This is a genomic window from Pseudoalteromonas sp. N1230-9 (assembly GCF_032716425.1).
Taxonomy (GTDB): domain Bacteria; phylum Pseudomonadota; class Gammaproteobacteria; order Enterobacterales; family Alteromonadaceae; genus Pseudoalteromonas.
The window spans coordinates 1,244,533-1,256,539 of record NZ_CP090419.1; the positions used below are offsets into that span (position 1 = coordinate 1,244,533).

At 40.1% G+C, this 12,007-nt stretch carries 12 protein-coding genes; 8 read left to right on the forward strand and 4 right to left on the reverse strand.

Features of this window, described 5'->3' with window-relative positions:
• Positions 1 to 119 precede the first annotated feature (119 nt).
• From LY624_RS05810 to LY624_RS05835, 6 genes are all read left to right on the forward strand, one after another.
• Positions 120 to 1,556 carry a chitinase gene (locus LY624_RS05810; RefSeq protein WP_341804103.1) on the forward strand — a complete coding sequence of 479 codons (1,437 nt, stop codon included), beginning with the start codon at positions 120 to 122 and terminating at the stop codon, positions 1,554 to 1,556.
• Between the two features lie 330 nt (positions 1,557 to 1,886).
• Positions 1,887 to 2,936, forward strand: coding sequence for a GGDEF domain-containing protein (locus tag LY624_RS05815; protein WP_341804104.1), 1,050 nt, complete (start codon positions 1,887 to 1,889; stop codon positions 2,934 to 2,936).
• Between the two features lie 114 nt (positions 2,937 to 3,050).
• Complete coding sequence (locus LY624_RS05820; protein ID WP_341804105.1) at positions 3,051 to 3,932, forward strand: MipA/OmpV family protein; 882 nt, start codon at positions 3,051 to 3,053, stop codon at positions 3,930 to 3,932.
• Between the two features lies 1 nt (position 3,933).
• Positions 3,934 to 4,320, forward strand: coding sequence for a DUF3019 domain-containing protein (locus tag LY624_RS05825; protein WP_062570553.1), 387 nt, complete (start codon positions 3,934 to 3,936; stop codon positions 4,318 to 4,320).
• Positions 4,321 to 4,334: 14 nt separating this feature from the next.
• Entirely contained in the window at positions 4,335 to 5,027 is a 693-nt protein-coding gene (locus LY624_RS05830; RefSeq protein ID WP_062570554.1) for a response regulator, read from the forward strand.
• 6 nt (positions 5,028 to 5,033) lie between these two features.
• Positions 5,034 to 6,281, forward strand: coding sequence for an ATP-binding protein (locus LY624_RS05835; protein ID WP_130151274.1), 1,248 nt, complete (start codon positions 5,034 to 5,036; stop codon positions 6,279 to 6,281).
• A gap of 225 nt (positions 6,282 to 6,506) precedes the next feature.
• Here LY624_RS05835 and LY624_RS05840 read toward each other — a convergent pair whose 3' ends face one another.
• The 3 genes from LY624_RS05840 to LY624_RS05850 form a co-directional block, all read right to left on the reverse strand.
• On the reverse strand, positions 6,507 to 6,722 hold the full coding sequence (locus LY624_RS05840) for a DUF3820 family protein (RefSeq protein ID WP_062570556.1): 216 nt from the start codon (positions 6,720 to 6,722) through the stop codon (positions 6,507 to 6,509).
• A 144-nt stretch (positions 6,723 to 6,866) separates the two neighbouring features.
• Complete coding sequence (locus tag LY624_RS05845; protein WP_341804106.1) at positions 6,867 to 7,148, reverse strand: hypothetical protein; 282 nt, start codon at positions 7,146 to 7,148, stop codon at positions 6,867 to 6,869.
• Between the two features lie 284 nt (positions 7,149 to 7,432).
• Positions 7,433 to 9,004, reverse strand: a complete 1,572-nt coding sequence (locus tag LY624_RS05850; protein WP_341804107.1) for a cation:proton antiporter family protein — start codon at positions 9,002 to 9,004, stop codon at positions 7,433 to 7,435.
• 222 nt (positions 9,005 to 9,226) lie between these two features.
• On the opposite strand from LY624_RS05850, the gene LY624_RS05855 reads away from it, so the two are divergent.
• Positions 9,227 to 9,970, forward strand: a complete 744-nt coding sequence (locus tag LY624_RS05855; RefSeq protein WP_130151277.1) for a sporulation protein — start codon at positions 9,227 to 9,229, stop codon at positions 9,968 to 9,970.
• Between the two features lie 68 nt (positions 9,971 to 10,038).
• On the forward strand, positions 10,039 to 10,476 hold the full coding sequence (locus tag LY624_RS05860) for a GNAT family N-acetyltransferase (protein ID WP_130151278.1): 438 nt from the start codon (positions 10,039 to 10,041) through the stop codon (positions 10,474 to 10,476).
• Positions 10,477 to 10,507: 31 nt separating this feature from the next.
• Here LY624_RS05860 and LY624_RS05865 read toward each other — a convergent pair whose 3' ends face one another.
• Positions 10,508 to 11,860, reverse strand: a complete 1,353-nt coding sequence (locus LY624_RS05865) for a sodium-dependent transporter (RefSeq protein WP_130151279.1) — start codon at positions 11,858 to 11,860, stop codon at positions 10,508 to 10,510.
• Positions 11,861 to 12,007: the final 147 nt, after the last annotated feature.

Below are 12,007 nucleotides of genomic sequence, written 5' to 3' on the forward strand. Positions count from 1 at the left end.
GCAGGAGTAAGCAGTTTTTATAGAATTGATGTGGAAACTTGACAGCGATGTCATTTTGCATCTAGTGTTAATAAAAGGTTAAAACCTATTTTAGAAACACACAATTCAAAGGAAAGACGATGAAAACCCACTCTATCAAACTGCTTGCTCTGCAAGTTGCTCTTATCGCCTCTGCTAATGCATTAACGATTGTTGATGACCCGAATAACCCAAACGGCTATTTGCTATCTCGTGCAGAACTAAATGCGGCTCGCGATGCTAAAGCATCCGACCCCATGTATCAAACCTGGGCAAAAGCGCTTGAAACGAGGGACAATAGTATTGTTGAAGCTATTACACCTAACAATGCAAGCAACCCTGAAAACGTGAAACGTGTTGAACGAGTCTTTGGTCAGCAAGAGTGGGACTTTCTGACGGGAATGGCTGCGCCTGAGTATACCTACACACGTTTTTTACGGGCAATTGGTAAGTTTCCTGCTTTTTGTGGTGAATACACTGATGGCCGAGATTCCGATGCTATTTGTAAAAAGTCTATCATCACTGCATTTGCACACTTTGCACAAGAAACCGGTGGTCATATCGGCAAAGATAATATCTCTGACAACCCATTACAACTCGAAGAATGGCAACAGGCTTTAGTCCATGTCCGCGAAATGGGGTGGTCAGAAGGGCAGGCCGGTTATACAACAGGGTGTGGTCAAAATGATTGGCAAAATCGCCGTTGGCCATGCGCAGAAGGACAAGGTTATTTCGGCCGCGGTGCGAAGCAGCTTTCGTATCATTTTAATTATGGTGCATTTTCGGAAGTGATGTTTAATGGTGATGCAACTGTGCTACTTAACAACCCAAGCTTAGTAGCAGATTCTTGGCTTAATCTTGCCTCAGCTATTTGGTTTTTCTTGACACCTCAAGCACCAAAACCGGCGATGCTACACGTTATTGATAGAACTTGGGTGCCATCACAAAAAGAGCTCAGTGCGGGAATCGGATACGGTTTTGGCACAACAATTAATGTAATAAATGGGGGAATTGAATGTGGCGAGCAAAACCGCACCAAGGGACAGCCAGTAAATCGCATTCGCTATTGGGAAGGTCTATCGAATTACTATTATATTCCGATTGAAACAGATGAAGAGAACACCTGCTGGCAGCAAACTCCTTTTGGTAGTTTAAACCTTAATGATTCAACCGATGTTCTCTATACAAATTGGGAAGCAGACTGGGCATATTACAGCGACAGACCAGGAGGCCAATCATTTGAGTGTAAGTTAGTTGGTTATCAAACTGCTTATTCAGCATTGGTTCCTGATGATTATGAAAAGTGCGTAACAAACTTCTATCAATCGCACGTAAACTGGCCTCAAGTAACAGTCGTTGACACGCTAACACCACCAGAAGGTAACCCTCCGGTAGGTGGTGTTGCTGCATGGGACAGTACAAAGGTATATGTTAAAGATGACAAGGTAAGCTTTAACAATGTTATATATATCGCTAAGTGGTGGACTCAAGGTGACTCGCCAGAAACAGCTAATGGTCCTTGGTCAGCTGTAAACTAATTTGAAACCAGTCAATAAAATCTAAGGCGGTTGATATAATTGTTATCAGTCGCCTATAAATCCCCAGTCGTTTAACTTTTGGCTAAATTGACGCGGTTATGTTTCACATCATTTTCTTAAATTAGCAGACCTCATCTTTTTTACTTAGGGTTTTTGGATTATTTTGTCCTGCAAAAATAGCCATGAAAAGTAGTTCTTTTGTATTGTTTTTTGTTAATGCTTTCCGTGTTTTTTGCTGGGATTTGGCGATTATTGCAGATTTTTTATTGATTTTTTTCAATGTGTTGCTAACGTAAATCAAAATAATAAAAATACTGATGGCATGGACACATGATTCTGTCAGCTCACGTTGAGCATTCGCTGAGCTACTCAAGTAGTTGTTTGAAGCGCGCTATTCCCTTAATGGTTAAATATAAAATGCCTATTACACCGCTTAATTATGCGTTGTGGTATTGCTATGTGAGTGGCAGAAATAAAGCGCTTAATGGAGAACTTGATAATATTATTCGCACATTCAGTACATGCGACCAAGAGCGAGCAAAATACCTTTTTAATAAATATTTATCTCAAGATGATCTGTCTTTGTTCTATCAACTATCGAATGATTTCAATGGTGTGGTAAGTAATGTTCAGCAAGGCATAAACGACACGCTTGTTCACTCTATTCAGTTTAATCAAACACTCCAAGAGTGCCGAGAGCAACTCAACGATGTAAATTTAAGCGATGGAGATAGCTTTGATAATGTGTTGGACTGTGTAGAGCGACTAAGTGGTGAGTCAGCCGCTTTACAGGACCGCGCACAGGATTTTCAAAACCAGTTAGCACAAGCCTATGCAGAAATATCCGAATTAAAGCAGGAGCTTACTCTATCGAAAAATAAAGCAGAAAAAGATACGCTGACAGGGCTTTATAATCGTGGCAAGTTTGATGAAGACATTTCTCGATTCTGCCAAGCGGCTCATTTGGCTGGTCTTGCGGTGTTGGTGATGGTTGATATTGATCATTTTAAGCAATTTAATGATACATTCGGACACCAAAAGGGAGACCAAGTTCTGAGAGCTGTAGCGAGTAAATTACTCAAACACGTTTCGAGTGTTGGGCAGGTTTATCGCTTTGGTGGGGAAGAGTTTTGCTTTACTGCACATTTTGCAAGTGTCAGTGATATGACTAACTTCACTCAACAGCTTCGCATCGCGATATCGAAGTTACAAGTCAAGAAACCTAAATCGACAAATGTGTTAAGTAAAATAACGGCAAGTTTTGGGATTGCTATTAAGTCTAAGAATAGTCAACCAGAACAACTGATTGCCAAAGCTGACCAAGCTCTTTACCTTGCTAAAGAGCATGGAAGAAACCGTCTTGAGATTGTTGAAGAGTAACAAACTTAGCTGATATATGTATCAAAATTGTGAATACTTGTAACCTATAAAAGACAGCCTATTCACACCTTGATACCATAGACTAACTGGAAACTGCCTGTGGTCGTAACAAACATGAAAACGATAACGATCAATAATTGGGTAATAATGTGCGTCTTGATTTTTATATCTATGAATCAAGTCTGTGCAGAAGACTCAACCCGAACAGAACGAGAAAGCCGTTCAGCATCTCAAGAAGTTGAAGCTAATAAGTGGTATTTGGGTGTCAATACGGGAGTTGGGGTGATCACAAACCCGCTGCATGGGGGGAAAAATCTACCGCTTATACTCTTGCCTGAAATTGCTTATTACGGTGAAAAGTGGTTTTTTGATAATGGCCGACTTGGTTATGCTTTTCATGAAACGTCATCTCATGTTTTTAATGTAGTGGCGGAGTTTAACCCTGAAACGCGCTTTTTTATTGATTTTCACCCTAGTAATGTTTTTGCACTGCAAACTTCGAGCAGTTTTGTCAATTCTACTGAAAAGAATGAATTGAATGCTGAGCGTATCTCTGTGAACGATATAAGTAAGCGTCGTTGGGCATTAGATGCAGGCTTAAGTTACCATTACATTCATAATAACCATATATTCTCGCTGCAAGCATTAGCAGATGTATCCAACGTATATAAAGGCACAAGAAGTGCAGTTCAATGGCAGACACACCAGCAAATAGGTCAGTTAGAACTGACTCCAAGTTTAGGCGTTTGGTATAAATCCGCTAAGTTAAACGATTATTTTTATGGCTTATCGGCGAAAGAAACCTCAGATGGGAAAATTGGTGTTGGCAGTAGTTGGCAACCTTATGCTAAAATCGACGCCCGTTGGCCCTTGAGTGAGGGCAACTCACTTCGTTTTCATTTAGCATATTACGATTACTCGGGCGTAGATGACAGTCCGCTTTTTGAACACACGTATTCGATGACTGCTTTTATAGGATTCAATCATATTTTTTAATATGAAGTTTTTTGTTTTTAGTCTGGGTGTGTTTGTTGCTGTTTTTTGGGGATTCCCGAGCCATGCACAAGCATCTCTCTTCGATGTATCACCTAAAGTGTGTGTTGTTTTTCAACAGCACGAATTTTGCGATCTTGAACTAAAAATAAGTTGGCAATTAACACACCCTCAAGATGTATGTTTGTATCAGAATGATCAACAAGTTCAGTGCTGGCAGAACATGCAAAAAGGCCGCTTCAGCTATAAAGCGCGGGTTCAGGTTGAAACAATATACTCCTTAGTCAATCCGCACACGGGGAGCAAAGTTGCGACAGCAAAAGTTGAAGTGCAGAGCACAGAAGCAAAAACGACAAGACGAAGATTACGCTCTCCGTGGAGCTTTTTTTAATTCAGGAGCAACCAATGACAAAGATTTTACTTGTTGAAGATGATCTCGGTTTACAACAGTTAACACGAGACTACCTTCAGCACAATGGGTTGGATGTTGCGGTCCTTGAACGCGGCGACGAAGTTTTCGAATACCTAGAAAATAACCCTGTTGATTTAATGATTCTTGATGTCATGTTACCAGGCAAAGATGGCTTTAGTGTGTGCCGTCAAGTACGCGATAAGTTTAACTTGCCAATTCTTATGTTAACCGCGAAAGGTGAAGATTTTGATCAGGTCATCGGTCTGGAGCTTGGTGCTGATGACTATGTAATCAAACCGGCAGAACCACGTGTACTACTTGCAAGAATTAATGCGTTACTGCGCCGTGGGCATGCAACGACTAAAGCCCCTGAAGAAATCACATTTGGTGATTTATCAATTGATAAAACGAGCCGCATTGTTACACTAAAAGGCAATGAGATTACACTTACATCACATGAATTTGAACTGTTGTGGCTTTTGGCTTCCAATGCAGGTGAAGTGCTAAGCCGTGAGCATGTCCATCAACATATGATTGGACGTCAATATGATGGTTTAGATCGCACTGTTGATGTTCGGGTATCAAGAATCCGCAAGAAGTTAGGTGATAACAGTGATAAACCATACCGTATTAAAACAGTTTGGGGACAAGGATACTTATTCGTATCAGATGCTTGGGAAATCTAGCTGTTAATGGGGAAGCTGTTTGCGAGTTTATATCTTTATATAATCGTTTCTCTGTTTCTTGTCAGTGGGGTCATCGAACAACTGTGGCCCTATGAAGACTCCCAACAGCAAATCGCACTCGATAAAGAGTTTGGTAAATCTCTTTGGTTATTAAGCCAAACTAAAGACGGCCTATCGAAACTCCAAAATGAATTTGATAGTGAAATCATCGACAGGAATGACTTAGCACTTCCTGATGATTTAAAAGCCGATTTAGCTTCTCACCATTATTTGTATTTATTTAACCAGCAACAAGAGGTTGTTTGGTACATAACTCTCAACGATCAGCAATTACTCCAGATTGGTCCATTAACTGTATCAAACCCAAGCTTTAGCTCTGTCTGGCCTTATTTTTTACTATTGATGGTCGTCGGTGTTCCCGTAGGCTTATGGAGTTTTTTACTGTGGAGAGATTTTAATAAGCTGACCCTTGCTTGTGAGGCTGTAGGTGGTGCGCAAGATTTTGAATTACATGATGCTTCAAAGTCTTTTTTCTTACCGATCACCGATACTTTATCTGCCATGCAAGAGCGTATTCAATACTTATTAGCAGCACAGCAGGAGCTAACCTCATCAGTTTCTCATGAATTTAGAACGCCGCTAGCGCGTTTGAAATTCGCAATAGCAATGCTTGAAGAACAAGTAGAGAATGAGCAGTCTTTTACCTATTTAGACAATATGCATGCAGATATTGTTGAACTTGAAGCGTTAGTGTCAGAAATGCTTGAGTACGCACGTTTAGAGTCCCACAAGCCTAACCTTATCAACCGCTCATGTGATTTAACTGCCCTCGTTACCAGTGTGGTTAATAAACTTGAGTTTGCGACAGATATAGACGTGCAAATAAAGGCACCGCTTAGCCTAATTTATAAGTGTGATGAGCACTTTATGGCTCGCTGTATTCAAAACTTATTAGGTAATGCGCAAAAGTATGCTGCACATACAATCATTGTTTCCCTTGAAGAGCATAATAAAGAGCTTGTCATTACCGTTGAAGACGATGGACCTGGAATCGCTAAAAGTGAGTGGGAGAGTGTGTTTAAACCATTCACGCGTTTAGATAAAAGTAGAGATAAGAAAACAGGTGGTTTTGGCTTAGGGTTGGCGATTGTTGCTAAAATTATCAGTTGGCATCGTGGTACGTATGAAGTGAATGACTCTGAGTTAGGCGGTGCAAAGTTTACCATCCGCTTATTTAATACAGAACATTATTGAGTTTTGATAAAGCATCCTGTTGGATAATAAAGCTTTAACGCTGATAGTAATAAGTTAAATCGTTTAAAGTGATTAACTATTATTAATTTACATGACTTATGTAGATATAAAAAGTTTAGATATAAAAAAAGCGCCTTGAGGCGCTTTTTTTGAGGTTAAAACCAAAAATAAACAAGTAGCAAATTAATAGACCGTCAGTTAGCAAAAAAGTTCTCAAAAATAAAATTATTTATTGTCTAAAAGAGGCATCAACATTTGCTCTAATCCGTTTAGTTTTACTTCATACATCATTGCGAGCTGAGCACCAAGCTGACCTGCTGGAAAGCCCTGTTGCTTAAACCACACCAAATAAGGTTCAGGCAATAGCAAAAGAGGGCGTCCAGCGTACTTGCCAAATGGCATTTTCGTATTAATGGCTTGTTTAAGTTGAGCTGTATCCATCTTTATCTCAAAGAATTGTAAAGCTAAATGATACGGTAAAAAGGGGAGAGAAAATAGGCTGTGACGGGCAAGAAACAGCCTATTTAGTGAGGGAGGTAGGCCCCCACAATAGCGTAGCGTTTATTTCGTTGATGACGAAAAAACTTAATGTAATTGGTGACGACTTTTTTTAGAAAAACCAAGTTCTTTTAATTTAGTAACAATACTTGGGTCATCAATTCGAGCGGGGGTTTTACCCTCTCGAAGAAAGTGATCATTTGGCACTTGATAAACATCGAGCATTTTATTAAACAATACAGTTCTAATGTCTGTTGCGCTCATACCATCGTGCTGTAACTCATCCAGTCGACGTTGTATGTCAATAAGTTTCCCCAAACAAGCATCATCTGCGTTTACTTTTAACGCACTGGTAAACTTATCTTTCATCTTAAACAACCTCAATTAGCTTAACAGTAGTCGCACAAATGAAATCGTAAACAGAATTAATAAACTTTTTTGTGCTAAAAATAGATACTTAGCAAAGTATCATATAGCGAGTTTACTCTTTTTTTAGATTGGATGGCTAATCTGGATGTAAAGCTTTGTAAATAAGCTTGACCTGCTTTCGGTACGACTATTAGAGCGTACTAAAAATAGCAATAGCAAGTCGCTGAATATAATGAAAATAATTCTCAGTACCAAATATAGGCCCTGAGAATTATTTTTTTACATTATGAGAAAAGTTTTTGTTTTACGTGCTCGGCAAAGCCGCTACCCGCTTCTAGATAAAAGTTATAGGTAGAATCTACACCCATATCTTCTAACTCTTTTTGCTGGTCAGGGTAATTTGCAATAGCTGTTACTTGGCCTTGGTATCCAGATGCTTTTAGCTGCTCTAGGGCAAAAATATTCTGCATGTGCTTTGGCATCGCAAGCATAACCATGCCAACATGAGAGTGGTTTACCCGTTGCCAAAAGTCAGGGTCTGTGGCGTCAGCTAAAAGAACGCGGCGCCCTCGTTTAATGTGCTTATCCACCACATCAGGTTTAATATCAATGCCAGCAACGAGATTTGGATGTGTTTGGCTAATAGTTTCGTACGCCCCCGTACCAATACGGCCCATACCAAAAATAACAATTTTGGTGTCGTTTAAGTTCACTGGTAACTCTTCGGTTAAGCGGCTATTACTTTCAAATTTAAGTAGCCAGTGCTCAATCTTTACATAAATTTCGTTAGAGCGTTTATTTAAAGGAGATGCCAAAATAAAAGTAATTGATACGGCAATCGCCATAACCGCGAGCCATTCGGAGGTGATCATATTACTGCTAGCTGCAACGGCACAGACGATTAAACCAAACTCACTATAGTTAGCAAGGCTAAATGCGCTAAGCAGTGAAGTACGTGCACGTAATTTGAAGGCGTTAGTTAAAACATAATAGAGTGCAACTTTAATTGGTAACACTAAAATAATCACCATCGCCACCAATACAGCATGCGCGGTAAGCTCTGCGTTCAAACCTATGTTTAGGAAGAAGCCAACGAGCAAGATATCTTTCAGATTTAGTAGTGATTTTGATAGCTCACCTGCTTTTTTGTGAGGGGCAAACATCATCCCGATGATAAGCGCACCTAAATCACCTTTGAGCCCAGCAAATTCAAAGGCTTGATACCCTAAAATCAGTGCAAAGAAAAAGCCAAATAAAGGCAGTAGTTCACCATGCTTAGAGCGGTTTAAAATCCAAAACATAATAGGGCGCAGAACCGGAAGCCCTATCAATAATGCTAATGCCCAAATATTAGGTGCTTTACCTGTACTAATCGCTAAGAAAATAACTGCGAATATATCCTGCATTACCAAGATACCTATTGCAATTTTGCCATGTAGACTAGACATTTCTCCCCGTTCTTCAAGGACCTTAACGGCAAACACAGTACTTGAAAAGCTAAACGCAAAACCAACCAAGAGTGCACTTTGCCAAGTCAGTTCGCTAAAAAGAGGAAGTGCGAATGCACCAAGTAACAGCATAAAGCCACTAAAGAGCGTGCTGCTCAACACAATATGCATTGATGCAGGTGCCCATACTTGTGGTTTTATAAGGTTAGAAACTTTTAATTTTAAGCCAATACTAAATAGCAGTAAGGTTACGCCTAAGCTCGCTAATGTGTTGAGTAATTCAGTGGTTTTATAGCCATATAAATTAAGCGCAAATCCTGCTAATAAAAAACCAATTAAAGGGGGGAGCTTTAACTGATAGACAGCAAAGCCGCATACGAACGCAGTAGCAAAGTATATTAGTTCCATAATTCTTCTTTTGACTTCATTTGTTAGGAGTGTAGCGAAATATTCACTAATGGAAAACAATATCGAATATAAAGAGTCTAAAAAATGAACACTTACGCACTATTTATTGATTAATGCGCTAAAAGCATCATTTTTTCGCTGACATTAGCTTTTAATTGTGGTTAAGATGCAACAACAAAGGAATTTAAGCCAATTAGAAAAGAGACGGCTTAAGGAGAAAAGATGTTTAAGAAAATCCTTGCATCAGTAGGTATTGGTGCAGCAAAGGTAGACACTGTACTGGAAACAGAGCATTTACAGCCAGGCCAAAAATTTAATGCAGTTATCGTTATTAAAGGCGGTGATGTAGAGCAAGATATTACTGGCTTAGACTTAGCATTAATGACGCGTGTGAAAGTTGAAGGTGAAGATGGTGAGTATTTTACAAATCATGTGATAGAAAAATGGCGTATCACGGATGTCGGCACGATTGCAGCGGGCGAAGAAAAGCATATTCCGTTTGAAGCGCGCTTGCATTCAGAGACCCCAATCACGGAAATTAACGCTGGCTATAATCAATCGCATGTTTGGTTAGAAACGGGCCTTGATATTGATATGGCGCTTGATCCAACAGATCGTGACTCATTGCATATTTATCCGAATGATGCTGTTAGCACGTTTATGCACGCAATGGATAAATTAGGTTTTAACCTAGTCAAGGCAGATGTTGAAAAGGGTTACTTACGCGCACCTACATTTCAATCTCACTCAGGGTGTTATCAAGAACTTGAGTATCGTCCAGATAGTCGTAGCCTTTTTGGTTTACAAGAAGTTGAATTGTCATTTGTGCCAGAAGCTCATAAAACGCATGTGTTAATTGAATTAGACCGTGCTTTTAGAGGGGATGGTTATGTTGATTTAACGATAGAGCACGATCACGTAAACCTGTCGCAATTATGTGACCAATTAGAGCGGTTATTCGCTTAGGGCTCAATTGAGTTAATACACTTTAAACCCAGCTACGGCTGGGTTTTTTGTCTTGCAAAAGGAATCTTATGTTTTCTGTTAAAAGTTACACTGAACTCAGTAAAGATGAGTTATTCGCAATTTTACGAGCACGGGTTGAGGTGTTTGTTGTAGAGCAAACCTGTGCTTACCCAGAGATTGACGAGGTTGATAACCATGACCTGACTCAGCATGTCTTTGTGTTTAAAGAGCAGCAACTGGCTGCCTACGCTCGGTGTTATGACAAAAATGAGCAGTTCAGTGCGTTTGGTCGTGTGCTTGTTGCTGAGCAATTTAGGGGAGAAGGACTGGCAAGTAAACTTGTGAAAATCGCTATAGAGACATGTCAGCAACACTGGCCAGAGAAAGCTATTTTGATAGGTGCTCAATGTTATTTAACGGGCTTTTATCAACAGTTTGGCTTTAAAAATGTCGGTGATGATTACTTAGAAGACGGTATTCCACATCAGGATATGTGTTTGGAGTAGCCCAAAAGAAAGGGCTACTTCAAGTAACCTCTTAGCTTAACAGCGAGTTTGCAAATACCAGTGCAATGGCCAATGGACAAATGAATTTGATATACCATGGCCACACTTTCCAGAAGAAGCTATTTGCAGCTTCTGGGCAGCCTTGTTGAATTTCTTTTAATAAAGATGCACGGTGCCAAATCCAACCTACAAATATACAACACATTAATCCTAAAATTGGTTGGCCAATCTTAGTGGTTAGTGTGATCACAAAGCCAAACAATGTGCCTAAGTTGAAAACGATCGTAAAGCTGACAAGGGCAATAATACCGCCAATTAACCATGTCGCTTGCACACGTTTTAGAGCGAAGCGCTCAACTGCATAAGAGACGGGGGCTTCCAACATTGAAATAGATGAAGTTAACGCTGCAATGCTCATTAAAGCAAAAAAGGCAAAGCCAACGAAAATACCCACATCCCCCATACTGGTGAAAAGTGCAGGCAGCACTTGAAACACTAACGTATCTTCAGACAGTAGTACGCCTTCAGCAGAGAAAATCTGTACGCCTTGTGCCTGTGCAACATACATCGCAGGAATAATCAATAAGCCGGCTACAAAGGCAATAAACACATCGATCAAAGTAACATAAGCACCCAAGGACACGAGATTCTCTTTTTTGCTAATGTATGAGCCATAGATGATCATCACACTGGTGCCCAAAGATAACGAGAAAAATGCTTGTCCAAGGGCATTAACTAACAGCTCTGGGTTTAAAATAGAAGAAAAGTCAGGCACTAAGTAGGCTTTTAAACCTTCAACTGCGCCATCTTGGGTCATCACGTAAATGATAAGCATAAACAAAATGCCTAATAGGGCAGGCATTAGGCGCTTTGACCATTTTTCAATGCCGTTTTCAACACCTTTAGAAATAATAGCAACGGTCAAAATAATAAACGCAGCTGTAAAAATTAGGTTTCTTGATAGTGACTGCTCACTTAACCAAGTGATAGCAGGTTCTTGACCCGTTAATTGTGCTACAGGCTCTAATGTTGCACTGAGCATCCAGCCAGCTACGATGGCATAAAAGCTTAAAATTAAACCTGCACAAATAATACCGCCAAAGCCAACTACAAAAGCAAATTTTTTCTGCCATGGCTGGTTTGTCACTTTTCTAAGGGAGCTGACAGCATTGGCTTGGCCATGACGGCCTATAACAAGCTCTGCCATTAATGCTGGGTAAGCTAGGCAAAATGCAAGGACTAAGTAAGCAACTAAAAATGCTGCGCCGCCATTACTTGCTGTTTGTGTAGGGAAACCCCAAATATTTCCTAAGCCAACAGCGGAGCCTGCTGCGGCCATAATAAATCCAAAGCGGGAGCTGAACTCCCCACGTGATGCGCTCATATTGTTGTTACTTCTCTATTTGTGACGGCGCTGACAATCTACTTGAATTAACACTAAATAAAAAGGGTTAATAGTGGGCATTTTTACTTGTAATCGCCTCGAATCTGCTGCCAGCATATATTTCGTTCAATTAGCTAATACAATACG